At 70.1% G+C, this 20453-nt stretch carries 14 protein-coding genes; 11 read left to right on the forward strand and 3 right to left on the reverse strand.

What is annotated here, in order from left to right:
* Nucleotides 1–61 precede the first annotated feature (61 nt).
* Nucleotides 62–1063 (reverse strand): LacI family DNA-binding transcriptional regulator, encoded by a 1002-nt coding sequence (locus tag ACIQD6_RS08600; RefSeq protein ID WP_401879856.1) that lies wholly within the window; start codon nucleotides 1061–1063, stop codon nucleotides 62–64.
* 165 nt (nucleotides 1064–1228) lie between these two features.
* On the opposite strand from ACIQD6_RS08600, the gene ACIQD6_RS08605 reads away from it, so the two are divergent.
* The 5 genes from ACIQD6_RS08605 to ACIQD6_RS08625 all read left to right on the forward strand — a co-directional run bounded on the left by ACIQD6_RS08605 (nucleotide 1229) and on the right by ACIQD6_RS08625 (nucleotide 6823).
* On the forward strand, nucleotides 1229–2509 hold the full coding sequence (locus ACIQD6_RS08605) for an ABC transporter substrate-binding protein (RefSeq protein ID WP_401879859.1): 1281 nt from the start codon (nucleotides 1229–1231) through the stop codon (nucleotides 2507–2509).
* Nucleotides 2510–3451 carry a carbohydrate ABC transporter permease gene (locus tag ACIQD6_RS08610; protein ID WP_401879862.1) on the forward strand — a complete coding sequence of 314 codons (942 nt, stop codon included), beginning with the start codon at nucleotides 2510–2512 and terminating at the stop codon, nucleotides 3449–3451. It abuts the gene before it with no gap.
* Nucleotides 3452–3570: 119 nt separating this feature from the next.
* Nucleotides 3571–4347: a carbohydrate ABC transporter permease gene (locus ACIQD6_RS08615; RefSeq protein ID WP_401880746.1), complete on the forward strand. Its 777-nt coding sequence runs from the start codon at nucleotides 3571–3573 to the stop codon at nucleotides 4345–4347.
* Nucleotides 4344–5009, forward strand: coding sequence for a hypothetical protein (locus tag ACIQD6_RS08620; RefSeq protein ID WP_401879865.1), 666 nt, complete (start codon nucleotides 4344–4346; stop codon nucleotides 5007–5009). The genes ACIQD6_RS08615 and ACIQD6_RS08620 overlap by 4 nt, the downstream gene beginning before the upstream one ends.
* A complete protein-coding gene (locus ACIQD6_RS08625) occupies nucleotides 5006–6823 on the forward strand; it encodes a hypothetical protein (protein ID WP_401879868.1) in 1818 nt (605 codons plus the stop codon). The genes ACIQD6_RS08620 and ACIQD6_RS08625 overlap by 4 nt, the downstream gene beginning before the upstream one ends.
* A 72-nt stretch (nucleotides 6824–6895) precedes the next feature.
* Here ACIQD6_RS08625 and ACIQD6_RS08630 read toward each other — a convergent pair whose 3' ends face one another.
* Nucleotides 6896–9856: a glycoside hydrolase family 3 C-terminal domain-containing protein gene (locus ACIQD6_RS08630; protein ID WP_401879871.1), complete on the reverse strand. Its 2961-nt coding sequence runs from the start codon at nucleotides 9854–9856 to the stop codon at nucleotides 6896–6898.
* Nucleotides 9857–10252: 396 nt separating this feature from the next.
* Between ACIQD6_RS08630 and ACIQD6_RS08635 the strand changes: the two genes are divergently transcribed.
* From ACIQD6_RS08635 to ACIQD6_RS08660, 6 genes are all read left to right on the forward strand, one after another.
* Nucleotides 10253–11926, forward strand: a complete 1674-nt coding sequence (locus ACIQD6_RS08635) for an extracellular solute-binding protein (RefSeq protein WP_401879874.1) — start codon at nucleotides 10253–10255, stop codon at nucleotides 11924–11926.
* 89 nt (nucleotides 11927–12015) lie between these two features.
* Nucleotides 12016–13098 (forward strand): ABC transporter permease, encoded by a 1083-nt coding sequence (locus ACIQD6_RS08640; RefSeq protein ID WP_401879877.1) that lies wholly within the window; start codon nucleotides 12016–12018, stop codon nucleotides 13096–13098.
* Nucleotides 13095–14093, forward strand: coding sequence for a carbohydrate ABC transporter permease (locus tag ACIQD6_RS08645; protein WP_401879880.1), 999 nt, complete (start codon nucleotides 13095–13097; stop codon nucleotides 14091–14093). Before ACIQD6_RS08640 ends, ACIQD6_RS08645 begins: the two co-directional genes overlap by 4 nt.
* A 59-nt stretch (nucleotides 14094–14152) precedes the next feature.
* On the forward strand, nucleotides 14153–16366 hold the full coding sequence (locus tag ACIQD6_RS08650) for a WD40/YVTN/BNR-like repeat-containing protein (protein WP_401879883.1): 2214 nt from the start codon (nucleotides 14153–14155) through the stop codon (nucleotides 16364–16366).
* Nucleotides 16366–18342 carry a beta-galactosidase gene (locus ACIQD6_RS08655; protein ID WP_401879885.1) on the forward strand — a complete coding sequence of 659 codons (1977 nt, stop codon included), beginning with the start codon at nucleotides 16366–16368 and terminating at the stop codon, nucleotides 18340–18342. The genes ACIQD6_RS08650 and ACIQD6_RS08655 overlap by 1 nt, the downstream gene beginning before the upstream one ends.
* 209 nt (nucleotides 18343–18551) lie before the next feature.
* Entirely contained in the window at nucleotides 18552–19259 is a 708-nt protein-coding gene (locus ACIQD6_RS08660; protein WP_401879887.1) for a hypothetical protein, read from the forward strand.
* A gap of 34 nt (nucleotides 19260–19293) precedes the next feature.
* Here ACIQD6_RS08660 and ACIQD6_RS08665 read toward each other — a convergent pair whose 3' ends face one another.
* Nucleotides 19294–20319, reverse strand: a complete 1026-nt coding sequence (locus ACIQD6_RS08665; RefSeq protein WP_401879890.1) for a LacI family DNA-binding transcriptional regulator — start codon at nucleotides 20317–20319, stop codon at nucleotides 19294–19296.
* Nucleotides 20320–20453 lie beyond the last annotated feature (134 nt).

The raw sequence follows: 20453 nt of genomic DNA on the forward strand, positions 1-20453 counted from the left end.
CCGCTGTCCCACGGCCCCGTCCGGGCCCCGGACACCTCGGTACCTGTCGCGGAGTCCGGCCTCAGCGCTCGATCGCGGCGGTCGATCCCCGTACCACCAGGTGTGTGGGCAGGACCCGTTGCAGGGGTTCCGCCCCTTCGACGGCGGGTGTCCCCAGGGTGCGGAACAGCAGGTCGACGGCGGCCCGCGCGCCGTGCGCCTTCGGTACGTGGACGGTGGTGAGCGGCGGGGCGGCCATTCCCGCCAGGGCGATGTCGTCGCAGCCGACGACGCTCATCTCATCCGGCACCCGGACCCCGCGCGCGGTGAACCGGCTGATCAGGCCGAACGCGACGATGTCGTTGAAGGCCACCACCGCGCTCGCCCCGCTGGCGAGGACGACATCCGCCGCGCCGGTGATCCCGCCGTCGAAATGGGGGGCCACGCTGCCCACATGGACGATCTCGACCTTGCCGGACTCGGCCATGGCCTCGATTCCGGCCGCCCGCTCCCCCGCCGCCCAGGTGCTGCGCGGGCCGCCCACATAGGCGATCCTGCGGTGGCCCAGCGCGTGCAGATGGGTCAGCGCGTCGCTCATCCCCTCCAGCAGGTCGGCCGTCACACTCGCGAAGCCGGGCTCCTTGCGATGCAGCAGCACGATGGGCTTGTCGGTCAGTTCGTGCAGGGACCGCAGTTCCTCGCCGCTGAGGTGCGGCGAGCACAGCAGGATGCCGTCCACCTGCGGTGCGAGGGTGCGGATCGCGTCCAGTTCCAGGCCCTCGTCGCGCTCGGCGTCGCTCACGAACACCGCGTGGCCGAGGCCCCGGGCGCGGGCCTGCACACCTTTGCAGATGTCCGCGAAGAAGGGGTTGAGCAAATCCGGGACGATCAGTCCCAGGTGGCCGCTGCGTCCGGTGATCAGGCCGCGCGCCGCGGGGTTCGGCTGGTAGCCGAGCCGGTCGGCGGTGGCCCGTACACGTTCGCGCGTCACCGGACTCACCGTTCCGCCGGACGCCAGCGCCCGGGACACCGTGGACGGGGAGACCCCCGCCGCCTTCGCTACCTCTCGAATCGTCACCTGCACGCCCCGAGGTTGGCACCCCGGTCCACCGGCGTCAATGAAGATCGCTTCCTGTTCGAGGAGCACCGTATGCGCCTCCTGCCGCTCCGGCACCGCACGCCCGCTTCCCGGCGGGGATCAACAACGCGTCACAACTGTCAACTCATATAGACACGACGGGAGTTCAGAATGCCCGCAGACAGGACAACGAGGTCCTGGGCGCTCCTCACGACCCTCGCGCTCAGTGCGCTGCTGACCGCCTGCGGCGGTTCCGGCAGTGCGAGCGTCGACGGCAAGGCCACACTGCGCTACACCTGGTGGGGAAATCCCGACCGGGCGGCCCGTACCGAGAAGGCCGTCGCGCTGTTCGAGAAGGAGCACCCGGAGATCGACGTACAGACGTCGTTCGCCGGCTACGACGCGTACAAGCAGAAGCTCGCCACCCAGGCGGCCGGCGGTGACGCGCCCGATGTGATGCAGCTCGACTACCGGCAGATCGACCAGTACGCGTCCGGCGGGGTCCTGCTCGACCTCGGCGGACAGTCGAAGTCGCTGCGCACGGACGAGATCGACGCCGGGCTGCTCGCCACCGGAAAGCTGGACGGTACGCAGTACGCGATCCCGATGGCCCGGGGCACCGAGACCGTGGTGTACGACGCCGAGGAGTGGAAGGCCTCCGGGGTCGCGCTCCCGCGCGCGGGCTGGACCTGGGACGAGTGGGCGGATTCCATGCGCGAGCTGAAGCGGAAGACCGGGAAGGCCGGTTCCGTCGACCCCGGCCAGAGCGAGGACGCCTTCGAGGTGTGGCTGCGCGGCCAGGGCAAGTCCCTCTACCCGAGGGGCGGCGGGCTCGGCTTCACGGCCGACGACCTGACCCGCTGGTGGACCTTTGCCGACGGGCTACGGCGTGAGGGCGCGGTCTCCGCCGCCGAGCAGACGACACAGCTCGACGGCTCGGTGGAGAACACCCCGCTCGGACGCGCCAAGGCCGTCTCGGACCTCAACTGGGACGCCCCGTCCAGCGGTTTCCTCGCGCTGGTCGGGGACAGCGTGAAGCTGGCGCCGATGCCGTCCGGGAAAGACGGTACGCCGGGCCAGTACTTCAAGCCGTCGATGTTCGTCGGCGCGGCGGCCACCACGGCGCACCCCGAGGAGTCGGCCCGGCTCATCGACTTCCTGATCAACGATCCGGAGGCGGCGAAGATCCTCGGCGCGAGCCGCGGCATCCCGGTCAACGAGTCGATCCGTAACGATGTGGTCCCCGGTCTTGAGGCCTTCGACAAGACCATCGCCGATTACCAGGACTCCCTGGAGAAGAGCCTCAAGTCCCCTCCGCAGGCGCCGCCTTCGGGCGACAACGCGTTGCAGACCACCTTCAGCCGTGACTACGACCAGGTGTCGTTCGAGCGGATGTCGCCCCGCGAGGCGGCCGAGGACTACGTCACCGAGGCGAAGGCGGAGCTGAGGTAGATGACCACCACCGACATACCCGTGACCAGCGCCCGCACCGGGCGGCCGGCACCCCCGAAGAAGCCCGGCAGGCGCCGGCGCGAGGGCGCGGCGTGGGTGTTCCTCTCCCCCTGGGTGCTCGGCGCGACCGTACTGACACTGCTGCCGATGGCCGTGTCGCTGTATCTGTCGTTCACCGACTACGACATGTTCAACGCCCCGAAGTGGGTGGGGCTGCGCAATTACGCGCAGATGTTCACCGAGGACCCCCGCTACTGGCGGTCGGTGGGCGCGACGCTGACGTATGTCGTCATCGCCGTGCCCCTCCAGCTGGCGCTCGCGCTGGCCGTCGCGCTCGCGCTGAAGTCGATGCGGCGCGGCAGGGGTTTCTACCGGTCCGCGTTCTACGCGCCCTCGCTGCTCGGCGCGTCCATGTCCATCGCCCTCGTCTGGCGGGCGATCTTCAACGACGGCGGTACGGTCGACAAGCTGCTGGGCACGGGCGGCTGGGTCACCCGGCCCGGCTGGGCGCTGGTCGCGGTGGCCCTGCTGACGGTGTGGCAGTTCGGCGCCCCCATGGTGATCTTCCTGGCCGGTCTGCAGCAGATTCCCGCCGAGCTGTACGAGGCCGCGGCGGTGGACGGGGCGAGCCGGAGGCGGCAGTTCCTCTCCATCACCCTGCCGATGCTGTCCCCCGTCCTCTTCTTCAACCTGGTGCTCCAGACCATCCAGTCGTTCCAGGTCTTCACGCCCGCCTTCGCGGTCAGCGCGGGCAAGGGCGGGCCCGCCGACTCCACCCTCTTCTACACGCTCTACCTCTACGACCGCGGTTTCGTCGCGTCCCACATGGGCTACGCGTCCGCCATGGCCTGGGTGTTGCTGCTCGTCATCGGCGCCGTCACCGCGGTGCTCTTCCGTACCTCCCGCTCCTGGGTCTTCTACGCCGGCGAGGAGGCACGATGACCACCACCCTGCCCACCACGAACCCCACCGCTCCCCCTCCCGCGACCGGAGCCTCGCGCAAGGGTGTCGACCGACGCCGTATCGCTCTGCACGCCGGCTCTCTGGCCGCGCTGCTGGTGATGCTCTATCCGCTCGGCTGGCTGCTGGCCACCTCGCTCAAGCCCGCCGACGAGGTGATCGCCAGCCTGAATCTGCTGCCCAGCCATCTGGAGTGGTCGAACTACACGACCGCCCTCGACGGTGTGAACGACGTGTCGATCTGGCGGCTGCTCGGCAACTCGCTGCTGATCGCGGGCGGTGCGGTCCTCGGCAACGTACTGAGCTGCTCGCTGGCGGCCTACGCCTTCGCCCGGCTGCGCTTCCGCTTCCGGGGGCCGCTGTTCGGCTTCATGATCGCGACCATCATGCTGCCGCACCACGCCGTGCTGATCCCGCAGTACATCATCTTCAACCAGCTCGGCATGGTGAACACCTACTGGCCGCTGATCCTGCCGAAGTTCCTGGCCACCGAGGCCTTCTTCGTCTTCCTCATCGTGCAGTTCATGCGTGGCCTGCCGCGTGAGCTGGAGGAGTCGGCCCGGATCGACGGCTGCGGTCCCTTCCGCAGTTTCCTGCTCATCATCCTGCCGCTCATCCGGCCCGCGCTGATCACCACCGCGATCTTCACCTTCATCTGGACCTGGAACGACTTCTTCACCCAGCTGATCTACCTGTTCTCGCCGGAGAAGTTCACCCTGACGCTGGCGCTGCGGTCGTTCGTGGACGCCTCCAGCCAGTCGGCGTTCGGCCCGATGTTCGCGATGTCGGTGATCGCGCTGCTGCCGATCGTGCTGTTCTTCCTGGCCTTCCAGCGGTTCCTGGTCGAGGGCATGGCCAACTCCGGGATCAAGGGATGAGCCGGGAACAGGCCCGCGAGGCGGGCGAGATGTTCGGGCCGCGGATGACCCTGTTCGCGGATGTGCTGAGCGTCGGGGTGGTGACGGCGATGGCCTGTCTGCCGCTGGTCACCGTCCCGGCGGCGCTCTCCACCGCCTGCGCGGTGCTGCGCGGGGCGGGAGAGGGCCGACCGGCCACCGCCGTACGGTATTTCGCCCTGCTGCGGCAGCGGCTGCGCCCCGGCGACCTCGCCGCGGGGCTCGTCGCACTGACCGGTGTGCTCCTGCTCGTGGCGGACGCTGCGCTCGCCGGGGCCGGGCTGCCCGGGGCACGGGTCTTCGCGGTGGCCGCCGCGGTGATCGGGGCGTACGCCCTGGTCGTGGGGGCGCGCTCCTGCGGGCGCCCCGAATCACTCACCGACTGGCGTACGGCGCTGCGGTACGCGGCCCGGGACGCCCTGCGGGACATGGGCGGCAGTGGGCTGGTGCTGCTCGCCCTCGCGGCAGCCGTGCTGTGCGCCTGGATGATGGTGCCGCTCGCCTTCGTGGCACCGGGTCCGCTCGCGCTCGCGCTCACGGCCGTCGATGTACGGAACCGCGCGTCCGGAGCGGCGGCCACCCCTGGCGCACCCGGCGCGTCCGACCAGAGCCGCACCTACGACAAGCACCGGGAGAGCGTGTGATAGCCCGCAGAACCTTTCTCGCAGGCACCGCCGGAACGGCCTCCATCGCCGCGACCACGGCCCGGGGCACGGCCGAGGCAGCCGATGGCTCCGGCTCGGAGCACCAGGTGGACGACGACTTCGTCACGTTCCTCACCACGGCCGCCGACGCGCGCGTGCCGGCCGTCCTCGACGGCGTCACCGGCAATCTCACCGAGCTGCGCGACCAGTGCAAGGCCCGCGCCGCCGCCCGCTCGGTGCGCACCCTCGTCTCCGTCTACGTACACGGCGGATCGGCCCACCACCACCGGCGATCCCTGCTCGCGCCCCTCGGTCAGCTCGCGGACGCCCTGGCGGAGGAGCAGTACGACGACGGCCTGTGGGACCAGGGCGCGGTCCACTCACCGCCGGACACCGCCTTCTCCATCGTGGACCTGAACATGGCCCACAGCCTGCTCACGGAGGATGCCCATCCGCCCACCGAGAGGCTGCGGGCCACGATCGGGCGCATCCTCCGCAAGGCGGGCCCCGGCCTCGCGACCGGAGGTGTGCACACCGCGAACCACCGCTGGCTGGTGTGCGCGGCGCTCGCCCGGATCCACCGCCGATGGCCCGATCCGTCGTACGCGCGACGCATCGACGCCTGGCTCGCGGAGGGCATCGACCAGCTGGCGGGCGGCGAGTACAGCGAGCGCAGCCCCACCTACTCGGGGGTCGTGACCAACCCGGCACTGCTGACGATCGCCCGCCACTACGGCCGGGCGGACCTGTACGCGAACGTACGGGACAACCTCACCGGGTCCCTCTACGTCACCGAGCCCAACGGCGAGCTGGAGAGCGTCCATTCGCGCCGTCAGGACCAGACCGCACTGCGCTACATGCCCGAATTCCTGATGCAGTACCGGGAGTTGGCGATCCGCTACGGTGACGGGCGGTTCGCCGCGGTGGCCGCGCTGCTGCGCGAGCGCGGGGCCGGGCAGACCTTCGGCGAGACGCCGCTGGGCGACCGGCTCGCCGAGGTGCTCGACCGCCCGGAACTGGCCCGCCCGCTGCCCGACATCACCTCATTCCCCACCGATTTCGAGCACCACGACGACAGTTGCCGACTGGTGCGCGTCCGGCGCGGCGAGCGCACCGCGACCATCTTCGGCGGTACGGACCTCCCGGAACTGCACGCCATCTCCTCGGGGCTGTCCACCAATCCGACGTTCTTCAAGATGCGCAAGGGCGCGGCGATCCTGGACTCGTTGCGGCTGTCCCCGCAGTTCTTCTCCCTCGGTCACTTCCGCTCCGAGTCCCTGGAGCGCGACGGTGACGGCTGGCGGCTGCGCGCCGATGTGCGCGCCGCGTTCCATCAGCCGCTGCCGCGCCGGCACCGCAGGCGCGACGGCCTGTATCCGCTCACGAACGACGGTCGCTTCTGGTCGTCGATGGACTTCCCGCACCGCCCGAAGGAGTACCGCGATCTCCGTACGGAGATCCTGCTGCGGGAGACGGCGGACGGCGGCTGGGACCTGTCCTTCGAGGTGTCGGGGTCCGAGGTTCCGCTGGCCCTGGAGTTGTGCTTCCGCCGTGGCGGCAGACTGACGGGGGACGGCCTGGAGCCCGTCGCCGGCGCCACGGACACGTACCAACTGGTCAGCGGCGAAGCCACTTACACCGTCGGCGACGACCGGATCGTGTTCGGCCCCGGCAACGGCAAGGGCGGCAGACAGCCCCCGGTCGTCGACCCCGGCGAGCGCTACACCTGGCTCGGCGGCTCGCTCACCCCGGACGGCATCCGCGTACTCATCACGGGCCGCTCACCGCTGACGTACCGGCTGAGCCTTCGCTGACGGTTCGTCAGCGTGAATGGGTACCGGCCCGGCACCGGGAGGCGGCGGTGCCGGGCCCTCTTCTCCGGGCTCTCAGCCGGAGAAGTCGATGCGCGCGAGCCGCACCGGCCCGCGCAGTGTGACGTGCAGGTCCCGAACGCCGGAGAGCAGGACCCTGGCGCGGACGGTGGTGTAGTCGTACGGTCCCCCGGTCGCCGGGACATCGAGTACGGCGACCGGCTTGCCTCCCGGCAGCGAGAGGTCGACCGATCCCGCGCCCGCCGCCTCGACGGTGACACCGACCACCGAGTCCCCGAAGTCGCAGTCACGGAAGACCAGTTCGCCGGTCTGACCGACCGGGGTCACCGCGTCGCCGGACACCTTGGTCAGGTCGACGATCTCGGTGCCGGTCTGTTCGTCGTAGCAGGCGGCGGCCAGGCCGTCCGTACGTACGGACCGGGCGCGCGGGGCGTCTCCCGGGATCGCGCAGCCGACGGACCGGCGGATGTCCGCGCTGGAGGCCGCCGCCTCGAAGACGTACTCCCCGCCCGGCACGGTCCAGTGGCCGTGTGCCACGTCGTAGTGGCCGAGTTCCGTCAACCGTACGGTCAGTTCGACGTCCCGGGACTCCCCCGGAGCGAGATGGACGCGCGTGTGACCGACAAGCTGCCGGTGCGGACGCGGGACGCGCGGCAGCGCCTCGCGGACGTAGAGCTGCACCACCTCGTCTGCCGCCGACGTGCCGGTGTTGGTGACGGTGACACGCGCCCGCACACACTCCTCGGGGACCACGGATTCGGTGGGATCAGCGGGATCACCGGAATCGGAATCAGGATCGGCGGGACCGGCGGGTTCGACGGTCGTCTCCACCACCAGGCCGTCGTACGCGAAGGTCGTGTACGAGAGTCCATGGCCGAAGGCGTAGAGCGGTGTGCCGTCGAAGTAGAGGTAGGTCTGGCGCGATCCGATGATGTCGTAGTCGAGTGGATCGGGCAGGTCCGTGTCGGCCGCGTACCAGGTCTGCGGCAGACGCCCCGCCGGTGACACGTCGCCCGCCAGCACCCGGGCCAGCGCGGTGCCCGCCGCCTGGCCGCCGTGCGCGGTCCACAGCAGCGCCGGGAGCCGGTCGTGCGCGTCCGGCACGGCGTACGGATAGGCGGAGGCCATCACCAGCACGGTGCGCGGGTTGGCCGCGTGGGCTGCCCGCCACAGCCGATCCTGCTGGTCCGGCAGGGCCAGGGTGCGGCGGTCCTCGGTCTCCCGGCCGTTGATGTGGGGGTCGTTGCCCGCCACGACGACGACCAGGTCGGCGTCGGCGGCGGCACGGGCCACCGCGTCCTCGCCGCGCTCCACGACGACGATCTCGAACCGTTCGCCCTGATCGGCAACCTTTACGCCGTCGGCGGCGACTGAGACATACCGGCCGGTGCCCGCGTGTACGAGGAGCTGTCCCCCCTCATGTCGTCCCGTCTCATCCCCAAGTTGTCCCGTCCCACCCTCAAGTTGTCCCGTCCTGCCCCCCTGCCCTTCGAACCGGAAGGTCTCCCCCACCACCCAGCCCCCGGGCTGATCCGCGGAGGCGCGTACGTAACCGTCCTCCGCGACCGACAGGTAGCGGCCGTCCGGCGCGCGCAGCGTGATCAGCCCGTCGCCCCAGTCGATCAGGGCGAGTTCGGTGGCGTCCTCCTCGCAGGTCAGCGGGGGCAGATCGGTACGGCCCGCGAGCAGGGCCGGGTCGAGCGCGCCCTGCGCGCCGCGCGCCTCGGCCGCCGCGTCGGACTCGGGGACATGCAGCCAGCCGCCCGACGCGGCCCGCAGCTTCACCCGGTCCACGCCTTCGGCGAAGGTGATCTGCCCGGCCCCGAACCGTTCGCGCAGCCCGTCGAGCGGGGTGGAACGGTGGATCAACGTCCCGCTGTACCAGTCGAGTTTGCACTCGTCGGCGAGCAGTCCGACGACCGCGACCCGCCGGCCGGCGGCGATCGGCAGCACGCCGTCGTTCTTGAGCAGGACGACGGCCTGCTCGGCGGCCTCCTGGGCGAGCGCCCGGTGCCTGGCGGTGTCGAAGTCCTTGACGTCCCCGTACGGGTCGAGCTCCGGATCGAACTCGCCGAGCGAGAAACGCACCGCCAGCTGACGCCGTACCGCCGTGTCGATGTCGCTCTCGGCGATCAGCCCCCGCTCCAGGGCCCCGCGGATCCGGCCGGTCATGACGGACGCGTCGGTGCCGTGATCGGTGAAGCTGTCGACCCCCGCGCGCAGCGACGCCGCGGTGGCCTCCTCGTGGGTGTCGAAGTAGGCCTCGGAGTCCACCAGGTTGCTGGGCGCGCCCGCGTCGGAGCAGACGAGCAGCTCCCGGTCGGTCCAGCCGCGCAGGTGCTCGCCCAGATAGGGCGAGAGATGGTTGGGGCGCCCGTTGACCAGGTTGTACGCGGGCATGACGCCGGCCACGGCGCCCGCTTCGACGGCCGCGCGGAAGGCCCGCAGATCGTATTCGTGCAGGACGCGGGGACGGACCGAGGAGGACGTGGTGGCCCGGTCCGTCTCGTTGTTGTGCGCCAGCCAGTGTTTGAGCACCGGCGCGGTGCGCCAGTACGCGGGGTGGTCGCCCCGCAGGCCTCTGGTGTAGGCGACGGCCGTGGCCGCGGTGAGCGCGGGGTCCTCCGAGTAGCCCTCCTCGTTGCGCCCCCACAGCGGGTGGCGCAGCAGATTGACCGTCGGCGCCCAGACGTTGAGACCGACCCGGTCGTCCCGTGCGCGCATCGCCCGTACCTCGCAGGACACGGCCTCGCCGACCTGCCGTACCAGGTCCTCGTTCCAGGTCGCGCCGAGCCCGACGGCCTGAGGGAACACCGTCGCCGGTCCCATCCAGGCCACGCCGTGCAGCGCCTCCTGCCCCGTACGGAACGACGCGACGCCGAGTCTCTCCACCGCCGGCGCGAACTGGTGCAGCATGGCGGTCTTTTCGTCGAGTGTCAGCCGCGCGAGCAGGTCGTCGACGCGTTCGCTGGGGGAAAGCCGCGGGTCACGGAAGGGCGGCTGGTCTGCGGTCACGGGCGGTTCTCCCTGGATAAGTGCGGGCCGGGAGCTGTCGAAGAGCTTTCGAAGCGCTTCGATGCTCTGGGTCCCGTGCGCGGGTGTCAAGACGTACCGGAGCAACCGGCCACCGTTCTGGCTCCGGCAACAATGTGTTGTTTACGGTCTGTTGAGGACGTTCAGGACGTCGCCCGGGTGATGGGGAAATCTTGGGATCGACTCTTGTGCCTCCGGAAGCGTTCACTTAACCTCGCAGCAACATCGAAGCGCTTCGACTCAGGGCGAGGCAGCCGGTGGCCGTTCTTCTCCGACGCCCGCCTCAGATCAGCCAGTTACGCCAGTTCCACTGATGACACCGCGGCCGACCGGCGGACTCCCGCCGGGTGTCCTGGCGCGCCACGAAGGGTTGATGCAATGACGCAGAACTCCTCCTCCGCCCCGAGCCGGAGAAGCTTTCTCGCCTCCACGGCGGTGGCCGCCGCCGCGGTGGCGGGCGGGGCGCCGCTGCTCACCGCCTGTGGCGGCGGGCAGAGCGGCAAGAAGGAGGGCACCACCTCCGGGAAGGACGCGCGGAAGATCCTCCCGGCCTTCGTGGCACAGACCGTCGTGTCCCCCGACATCCCCGCCAAGAACGGCTCCGCGGCCGGATTCACCAAGGCGATCGCCGCGGCGGACCTCCGGACGTCCGTACCCGAGAAGCTCGGCAAGGGCAGCACCATCAGGATCATGTCGATGTTCTGGGGGACTCCGCCGAGCGGTACGAACCCCTACTACACCGCCATGAACGAGGCGATAGGTGTCAAGGCCGTCTGGCAGAACCAGGACGGGAACACCTATGACGAGAAGCTGGGGGCCGTGCTCGCCTCCAGTGACATCCCCGATGTGGTGATCCTGCCCGGCTGGAACCTCTCCGGGAAGATTCCCAGCGCCGTCAACGCCAAGTTCGAGGACCTCGGACCGTATCTCTCCGGCGACAAGGTCAAGGACTTCCCGAATCTGGCGGCCGTTCCGACCGACGCCTGGCAGCGCTCCATCTTCGGCGGCGCGCTCCGCGGTATCCCGATGCCCACCTCGTACGTCACGAGCATCGCGCCCTTCTACCGCAAGGACATCTTCGACAAGAAGGGCTACGAACTCCCCGGGAGCGCCACCGAACTCCTGGCGCTGGCCAAGGAGATGACCAGCGCCAGGGCGAAGGTCTGGGCCTGCGACGACCTGAAGTGGACCGCCTTCAACATGTTCGGCGTCCTGCCGGGCGACGACAAGGCCCTGTGGTGGGACCTGGCCGACGGCAAGCTGGTCAACCGCGTCGAGACCGCCGAGTATCTCGAAGCCCTGGAGTGGACCCGCAAGCTGTACGCGGCCGGCGTCGTCCACCCCGACGCCGTGGCGGTTCAGGGCGACGCGGGCAACCGCTTCACCGCCGGTGAGGTCCTGATCTACAACCAGAATCTCGTCGACTGGTACGCCAAGACGGCTGAGCAAGCCGGGAAGGGCGACTTCCGGATAGCCGCGATGGACATCTCCGGCCATGCGGGCGGAGACCCGGAGCTCCATGCCGTACAACCCGCGAACATCTGGGCGTTCGTCAAGAAGGGCTCGTCCGAGAAGCTCGTCAGGGACTTCCTGGCCATCTCGAACTTCACCGCCGCTCCGTACGGCACCAAGGAGCGCATGCTCACCGACTACGGCGTCGAGGGCACGCACTACACGATGCGCAAGGGACTGCCCGTCAAGAACGACCGCGGCAACCAGGAGATCATCGGCGCGTTCGACTACACCGGCGACCCGACCGCGTACATCGCCCACCCCGACCTTCCCGAGATCGCCAGGGCCCAGGTGGAGTGGCAGCAGCGGATGGGGGCCTTCACCAAGAAGACCGCGTTCTACGGGCTGACCATCACCGAACCCAACCGCTGGACCAATCTGGCCAACGATTTCGAGCAGTTGGAGGACGACGTCATCCGCGGCCGGAAAAAGCTGAGTGACGTGCAGCGGGCCGTCTCCGACTGGAAGCGCGGGGGCGGCGACGACCTGCGCGACTGGTACAAGAAGCTGCTCGACTCCTCCGGGTCCGCCGCGAGCTGACGTACGACACGGGCCGACGTACGACACGGGCCGACGTACTTCGACGCACCGAACGACGCACCGAACGACGCACGACGCAAGGAGTTCACGTGCCGCACAGCGCAGTGCCGGACGCGCGGACCGCGCCGGAGGGCGGCCCCGAAGGCGGGGGCGCTCCAGCAGGTGCCGTCCCCGGGGAGCCCCCGCGGGGGGAGACGCACCGGGCGAGGGCCGGACGCCGGACCCCGGACGGGAAGCGGGCGCCGAAGCTGAGTCTGAGGATCCGGCTGCGCCGGGACCGGACGCTGCTCCTGATGACGGTTCCGGCGGTGCTGCTGGTCCTGGTCTTCGCCTACATACCGGTCCTCGGCAATGTGGTGGCCTTCCAGGACTACGACCCGTATCTCAGTGAGAACGGGTTCGTCGCCATGCTGGAAAGCCCCTGGATCGGGTTCGACCAGTTCGAGCGGATCTTCGCCGACTCCGCGTTCTGGGCCGCTGTGCGGAACACCCTCGTGCTGTTCTTCCTCCAACTGGTGCTCTTCTTCCCGGTTCCGATCGTGTTCGCGCTGCTGATCAACAGTGTGATCAGGCCCCGGGTGCGCGCGGTGGCGCAGGCCGTCATGTACCTGCCCCACTTCTTCTCCTGGGTGCTGGTCGTCACCGTCTTCCAGCAGATCTTCGGCGGCGCGGGCATCATCGCGCAGACGCTGCGGCAGCACGGCGTCGAGGGCTTCGACCTGATGACCGACCCGGGAGTCTTCAAGTTCCTGCTGACGGCCGAGGGCGTATGGAAGGACGCCGGGTGGGGCATCATCGTCTTCCTCGCGGCGCTCTCCTCGGTCAACAACGAGCTGTACGAGGCCGCGGCCATGGACGGGGCGGGCCGCTGGCGCCGGATGTGGCATGTCACGCTCCCCGCTCTGCGTCCGGTGATCGCCCTGCTGCTGGTGCTGCGGGTCGGCGACGCGCTGACCGTCGGCTTCGAGCAGATCCTGCTCCAGCGCGACGCGGTGGGACGGGACGCGGCGGAGGTGCTGGACACCTTCGTGTGGTGGACGGGCATCCGGAACCAGGACTTCAGCTACGCGGCGGCGGCCGGTCTGATCAAGGGCGTCATCGGTCTGGGCCTGGTCCTCACCGCCAACAAGGTGGCCCACCTCATGGGCGAGCAGGGGGTATACAAAAAATGAGCGCCACGGACACGGCCACCGACGCCTCCACCGACACCGATGCCGCGACGCGCACCGGCGCGCACGCCGGCGCGGGGAAGCCGGGGCGCCCGCGCCCCCGCTGGGCCGCCCCGCCCCGCCCGGTCTGGGAGGAGGCACCCACCAGAACCGGTCTCGCCGGCAAGGCGATCGCCCTCTCCGCCGCGTGTCTCGTGATCCTCTTCCCGCTCTGGATCGTGATCGTCACCAGCCTGTCGTCACGGCAGACCATCCAGGCGGCCGGCGGACTGGTGGTCGTGCCCAGGGACATCACCTTCGTCGCCTACCAGGAACTGCTCGGCGGCGGACAGGTGCAGCGCGCCGCCCTGGTCAGCCTGGGGGTGACCCTCGTGGGGACGCTGTTCAGCATGGTGGTGTCCGTGCTGTGCGCGTACGGACTCTCCCGTACGGGCTCGCTCGGGCACCGCTGGATCCTGATGACGCTGCTGGCCACCCTGTTCTTCGGCGCCGGGCTGATCCCCACGTATCTCCTGGTGCAGGCGCTCGGGCTGACCGACAGCTATCTGGCGCTGATCCTGCCGAGCGCGGTGAGCGTCTTCAACATCCTGGTCCTGCGTTCGTTCTTCATGAACATCTCCCAGGAACTCGTCGACAGCGCACGGATCGACGGCGCGGGAGACCTGCGGATCCTCTGGGGGATCGTCATGCCGCTCTCGCGTGCGGTGATCGCGGTGATCGCGCTGTTCTACGCGGTCGGTTACTGGAGCGCCTGGTTCAACGCGTCGATCTACCTCACGGACCAGAACATGATGCCGCTGCAGAACGTCATGATCCAACTGGTGCAGAAGCAGCAGCCGCCGACGGGCCTCGGCCAGCAGATCAAGACCGGCCAGCTGTCCCCCCTCTCTGTCCAGATGGCGGTCATGGTCATGGCGCTCCTGCCCGTCGCGATCGCCTCGCCGTTCGTCCAGAAGCACTTCCGAAAAGGCATGCTCACCGGCGCGGTCAAGGGGTGAACCACCGCGCCACGGGTGCCACCCCCGCTCGCACTCCCCCACCGACGGAAGGTGACGTCATGTCCGACCCGATCCAGGGCCCCAGCAGACGTACGGTGCTCGCCGGAGCCTCAGGGGCGGCCGCGGCCGTCGCCCTGACCGGCCCGTCCGCGCTCGCCGCGCCGCGGTCCGCCCACGCACCCCGGCCCACCGACCGGGCGGCGGCGCAGGCGTACACCTGGCGGACCGCCGCCATCGGCGGCACCGGGTTCATCACCGGGGTGCTCTTCCACCCCAAGGTGAAGGGGCTCGCCTACGCCCGTACCGACATCGGCGGCGCCTACCGCTGGGACGACACGGCCCAGCGCTGGACGGCGCTCACCGACCACCTCGGCTGGGACGACTACAACCTGCTCGGTGTCGAGGCCATGGCCGTCGATCCGGCCAACACCAACCGGCTGTATCTCGCTCTCGGCGCGTATGCGCAGTCCTGGGCGGGCAACGGGGCCGTGCTGCGCTCGGCGGACCGGGGCGCCACCTGGAGCCGTACCGGCCTCTCCGTGAAGCTCGGCGGCAACGAGGACGGCCGGGGCACGGGCGAGCGGCTGCTCGTCGACCCGCGCGACAGCGCCGTCCTGTATCTCGGTACCCGGCACGACGGACTGCTCAAGTCCACGGACCAGGGGGCGACCTGGGCCACCGCGCCCTTCCCCGCCGCGGCGAACGCGAGCGGCCAGGGCATCACCTTCCTCGTGGCCGCCGAACGTGTCGTCTACGCCGGCTGGGGCGACGGCGGCAGCGCCCTCTACCGGACGAGGGACGGCGTCACATGGGAACCCGTTCCCGGCCAGCCGTCCGCCGCCGCCACGCGCGTGCCGGTCCGCGCGGCTTTCGACGCCAACACCCGCTCCCTGTACGTCACCTACGCCAACACGCCGGGGCCCAACAACCAGACGGACGGGGCCGTCCACCGGCTCGACACCGCCACCGGGGTGTGGACTGATGTGACCCCCGTCAAACCCTCGGGCGGCGACGCCTTCGGCTACGGGGGCGTGGCGGTCGACGCCCTGGTCGCCGGCACGGTCGTCGTCACCACCAACAACCGCTGGGGCCCGGTCGACACGCTCTACCGGTCCACCGACGGCGGCCGGAGCTGGACCTCTCTCAAGGACACGGCGGTGCTGGACGTCCGGGAGACGCCGTATCTCAACTGGGGTGGTTCCGCACCCAAGTTCGGCTGGTGGATCCAGGCCGTCGGCATCGATCCGTACGACTCCAGGCATCTGGTGTACGGGACCGGCGCGACGCTCTTCGGCACCCGCGACCTGGTGCACTGGGCGCCGCAGATCCGGGGTCTGGAGGAGTCGGCGGTACGGCAGTTGATCGCGCCTCCCGCCGGGGGCGCCCAACTCCTCAGCGGCCTGGGCGACATCGGGGTGATGTACCACGACACACTCACCGCCTCCCCGTCCCGGGGCATGGCCTCGAATCCGGTCTTCGGCTCGGCGACCGGCCTGGCGATGGCCGCGCTGAAGCCCGCCGTTGTCGCGCGGGCCGGCTGGGGCGACCAGGGGAACGGCGCGCTCTCGGCCGACGGTGGCAAGAGCTGGCGCCCCTTCGCCACGCAGCCCGCGATCGCGTCGACCGCTCCCGGACCGATCGCGGTGAACGCCGACGGCACCGCCCTGCTGTGGTCGTTCATCCACTGGGACGGCACGAAACACCCCGGCTTCCGCTCCACCGACAGCGGTGCCACCTGGCGTGAGGTGCCCACGTTCCCCAAGGGCGCGGTGCCGGTCGCCGACCCCGTGGACCGCACGCGGTTCTACGTGTACGACACGGACGGCGGCGCCGTGTACCGGTCCACGGACGCGGGCGCGACGTTCGTGAAGGGCGCGAGCGGGCTGCCCGCCGGTGACATCCAGTTCCGCATCGCCGCGGCCCCGGGTCGGACGGGGGATCTCTGGCTCTCGGCCAAGTGGAACGGCCTGTACCGGTCCACCGACGGAGGCACTTCCTTCACCAAGGTGACCAGTTGCTGGGGCTCGTACGCCCTCGGCTTCGGCAAGTCCGCGACGGCGACCGGCTATCCGGCGATCTTCCAGACCGGCGCGACGGAGAACTTCGTCGGTGTGTACCGCTCCGACGACACCGGGGCGAGCTGGACCCGGATCAACGACGACACCCATCAATGGGGGTGGACCGGCGAGACGATCACCGGCGACCCCCGAGTCCACGGCCGCGTGTACCTGGGCACCAACGGCCGTGGCATCCAGTACGGAGACCCCGCCTGATGCCTTCCCTGCACGACTCCACACGTGGCCGCATCCTCTTCGGCGGCGACTACAACCCCGAGCAGTGGCCGGAGGAGACCTGGCTCGAGGACGTACGGCTGATGAAGGAGGCCGGCGTCAACTCCGTCACCCTGGGGGTCTTCTCCTGGGCCAGGATCGAACCCCGGCCCGGGGCACGGGACTTCGGCTGGCTGGACCGGCTGATGGATCTGATGCAACTGAACGGCATCGGGGTGGTGCTGGCCACCCCGACCTGCTCCCCGCCGCCCTGGATGGGCTCGCGCCACCCGGAGACCCTGCCGCGCGACGAGGACGGCCGGACGGTGTGGTGGGGCTCGCGCCAGCAGTTCTGCCCCAGTTCACCGGTCTACCGCGGCTACGCGGCCGCCCTCACCGAGGATCTCGCGGCGCGGTACGGGGGCCATCCGGCGCTGCGCATGTGGCACATCAACAACGAGTACTGCACCCACTGCTGGTGCGACGAGACGGCACGCCACTTCCGGACCTGGCTGCGCACGCGGCACGGCACCCTCGACGCGCTCAACGAGGCGTGGGGCACCGCCTTCTGGAGTCAGCACTACGACACCTGGGACGAGATCATCCCGCCGCGCCGCGCCCAGTACATGAAGAACCCGGCCCAGGTGCTGGACTTCCGGCGCTTCACGTCCGACGCGCTGCTGGAGTGTTACGTGGCCGAGCGGGACATCGTCGCCCGGCACACTCCGCGGATCCCTGTGACCAGCAATTTCATGCCGCTCTGGTCCGGCCAGGACGCCTGGAAGTGGGCGGAGCACGAGGATGTCGTCTCCGTCGACATCTATCCGGACCCGAGGGACCCGCACGGCGGCCAGTACAACGCGATGCTCGGCGACATGACACGCTCCCAGGCGCGGGGCCCGTGGGCGCTGCTGGAGCAGGCCGCCGGACCGGTCAACTGGCGGGGCGTCAACCATCCCAAGCCCCGTGGCCTCAACCGCCTCTGGTCCCTCCAGTCGGTCGCCCACGGCGCCGACGCCATCTGTTACTTCCAGTGGCGCCAGTCGCGGCAGGGCGCCGAGAAGTTCCACTCCGGCATGCTCAGCCACGCGGGCGAACAGGGCCGCACCTTCCAGGAGATCAAGCGGATCGGGTCCGAACTCGCCCTGCTGGGACCGCTCCTGGAAGGCACCGAGGTACGGAGCGAGATCGCGATCCTGCACGACTGGGACTCCTGGTGGGCAGACCAGCAGGACGGCCGGCTCTCCGCTCACGTCGACTACCCGGAGATCGTACGGTCCTGGCACCGCGCCCTGTGGGAGTCGAACCTCCCCACGGCCTTCGCCCGTCCCGACCACGATCTGAGCGCGTACCGGCTGGTGGTCGTGCCACACCTGTACCTGCTGAACGACACCGCGATCGACAACCTCGTCCGGTACGTACGGGACGGGGGCACGCTCGTGTCCGGCTTCCTGACCGGCGTCGCGGACCAGGACGACCGGGTGCGCGCGGGCGGTATGGACGCGCGGCTGCGCGAGCTGTTCGGCATCCGTACGGTCCACGAGTGGTGGCCGCTCGACGCGGACGAGACCGTGGAGTGCGACGGATTCAGCGCCACCCTGTGGTCCGAGGAGCTGGAGGTGTCGACGGGCGGGACCGTCGCCTCGTACGGGAGCGGGGAGCTGACCGGGCTCCCGGCGATCGTACGCAACGGCCGCGCGTGGTACGTCTCGACGCTGCCCGAGCCGGCGGCACTGCGGGCGCTGCTGGCCCGGGTGGCGCGCGACGCGGGTGCCCGGCCGGTGCTGGAGGGACTGCCGGAGGGGGTGGAGGCGGTACGCCGCGGCGAGCTGCTCTTCCTCCTCAACCACGGCGCGAAGAGCGTCACCGTCCCGGTCGCCGGACGCCATCAGGACCTGCTCGGCAAGCGGTGCGTGGACGGCTCGGTCGAGCTGGAGCGCCACGGTGTGGCCCTCCTGCGGGCACGCACACCTTCCTGACGCACACCTTCCTGACGCATGCCCTCCTGACGCATGCCCCTCGGACCCGCGCCCCCGTGCACGCGCAGCGCAGGAAGGCGCCCCAGACCTCCGCCGGATCCCCCCACGGTCCGACCGGTCCACGATCCGGTCGGCCCCTCGGCCCTGTCCGGCGGGGCCGCCGCCTCACCCGGGGCGGCGGTATCTCCCCCACCCATGGAAGGGACACCATGGCACGTCGCACCCTCACCGGACTGCTGCTCGCCCCCGCGGCCGCGTTCGCCGCACTCGTCGGCTTCGCCGCCGCCCCCGCCCAGGCCGCCGTCTGGACCTCGTCGGACCAGTGGGGCACGTACAACACCTCCGACGGCTACACCCTCTACAACAACATCTGGGGTTCGGGCGCGGGCTCCCAGACCATCTGGGCCAACTCCTCGTCGAACTGGGGCGTGTGGGCCAACCACCCGAACACCGGAGGCATCAAGTCGTACCCCAACGCCAAGAAGGTGATCGGAAAGCCCCTCAACTCCCTGTCGTCGCTCAGGAGCAGCTACAACGTCACCGTGCCGTCGGCGGGTGCCTACAACACCTCGTACGACATCTGGGACAGCGACTACGACTACGAGGTCATGCTCTGGGTGAACTACAACGGAGCCGTCGGCCCGCTCGGCACCGCGCAGGGGACGGCGACGCTCGGTGGCCACACCTGGACCGTCTACAAGGGGACCAACGGCAGCAACGAGGTCTTCTCGTTCCTGCGCACGTCGGACTCCAGCTCCGGCACGGTGGACATCCTGCCGATCCTCAAGTGGATCAAGGACACCAAGGGCTGGTGGGGCAACGAGACCATCGGTGACGTCCAGTTCGGCTACGAGGTCACCTCGTCCTCCGGCGGGCTGAACTTCACGACGAACAGCTTCTCCGTCTCGGGCAGCTGACGTCGGCCGGTCCGGATCGGAGCCTGACACGGTCTCAGGACAGCGGGTCCCCGGGCACGGCCCGGGGGCCCGCGCTCTCCCGTACGGTCAGCTCCGGCTTCAGCAGCACTACCTCGTCCGTACCGCGCCCGGCGAGCTTGGCGACCACCTGCTCGACCGCGTGCCGCCCCATCTCCTGGGCCGGGACGGCGACCGAGGTGAGCGGGACGGAGGCATGGACGGCCACCTGATCGGGGCAGATCGCGACCACCGAGACGTCCTCGGGAACGGCCCGGCGCTGCTGGCGCAGCAGGGCCAGCAGCGGGTCGGTGGCGGCCTCGTTCTGGACGACGAAGGCGGTGGTGCCGGGGCGTTCGTCGAAGATCCGGCCGACGGTGGCGGAGACGGCGGCGTAACTGCCCTCGCAGGGACGGTGCAACAGCCGCAGGCCGAGTTCCTGACTGCGCTCCCGCAACCCGCTGAGGGTGCGCTCGGCGAATCCGGTGAGCCGCTCGTACACGCCGGGCGCCTCGCCGATGACGGCTATCTCCCGGTGGCCGAGCCCGGCCAGATGATCCGCGCACAGCGCGCCGGCCGCGGCGAAGTCGAGGTCCACGCAACTGAGTCCGCCCGTGTCGGCGGGCAGTCCGATCAGGACCGCGGGCCGGTGCGCCTCCCGCAGCGGCGGCAACCGGTCGTCGTGCAGCTCGACGTCCATCAGGATCATCGCGTCCGCGAGCGCGCTGCCCTCGATCCGGCGCACGGCCGTCGGCCCCTCCTCGCCGGTCAGCAGCAGGACGTCGTAGCCGAAGGTGCGGGCTGTGGTGGCGACGGCGATGGCGATCTCCATCATCACCGGTACGTACATGTCGGTGCGCAGCGGCATCATGAGCGCGATGACGTTCGACCGGCTGCTGGCCAGCGCGCGGGCCCCGGCGTTGGGGTGGTAGCCGAGCTGCTCGATACTGCGCTCGACGCGTGCGCGGGTGGAGGTGGAGATGGACCTCTTGCCGCTCAGGACGTAGCTCACGGTGCTGGCGGAGACTCCGGCATGCTGAGCGACATCGGCGAGGGTGACCATTCAGCTCTCCAAGGCAGACCATCGGTGAAGCGCCCGTCGGTGAAGCGCTTCGACGCATGTGCCTTCGAGGTTAAGTGGCACGACTATGACCTGTCCATAGGGGGATCGAAGCGCTTCGACAACTCCGGTCATAG

The sequence above is a fragment of the Streptomyces sp. NPDC088400 genome, from assembly GCF_044753355.1.
Lineage (GTDB): Bacteria > Actinomycetota > Actinomycetes > Streptomycetales > Streptomycetaceae > Streptomyces.

Coding starts and splice junctions, on each gene's coding strand:
- ACIQD6_RS08650 (WP_401879883.1), top strand. CDS start 14,153: ATGTCCGACCCGATCCAGGGCCCCAGCAGACGTACGGTGCTCGCCGGA.
- ACIQD6_RS08665 (WP_401879890.1), bottom strand. CDS start 20,319: ATGGTCACCCTCGCCGATGTCGCTCAGCATGCCGGAGTCTCCGCCAGC.
- ACIQD6_RS08605 (WP_401879859.1), top strand. CDS start 1,229: ATGCCCGCAGACAGGACAACGAGGTCCTGGGCGCTCCTCACGACCCTC.
- ACIQD6_RS08620 (WP_401879865.1), top strand. CDS start 4,344: ATGAGCCGGGAACAGGCCCGCGAGGCGGGCGAGATGTTCGGGCCGCGG.
- ACIQD6_RS08635 (WP_401879874.1), top strand. CDS start 10,253: ATGACGCAGAACTCCTCCTCCGCCCCGAGCCGGAGAAGCTTTCTCGCC.
- ACIQD6_RS08615 (WP_401880746.1), top strand. CDS start 3,571: ATGCTCTATCCGCTCGGCTGGCTGCTGGCCACCTCGCTCAAGCCCGCC.
- ACIQD6_RS08610 (WP_401879862.1), top strand. CDS start 2,510: ATGACCACCACCGACATACCCGTGACCAGCGCCCGCACCGGGCGGCCG.
- ACIQD6_RS08660 (WP_401879887.1), top strand. CDS start 18,552: ATGGCACGTCGCACCCTCACCGGACTGCTGCTCGCCCCCGCGGCCGCG.
- ACIQD6_RS08655 (WP_401879885.1), top strand. CDS start 16,366: ATGCCTTCCCTGCACGACTCCACACGTGGCCGCATCCTCTTCGGCGGC.
- ACIQD6_RS08645 (WP_401879880.1), top strand. CDS start 13,095: ATGAGCGCCACGGACACGGCCACCGACGCCTCCACCGACACCGATGCC.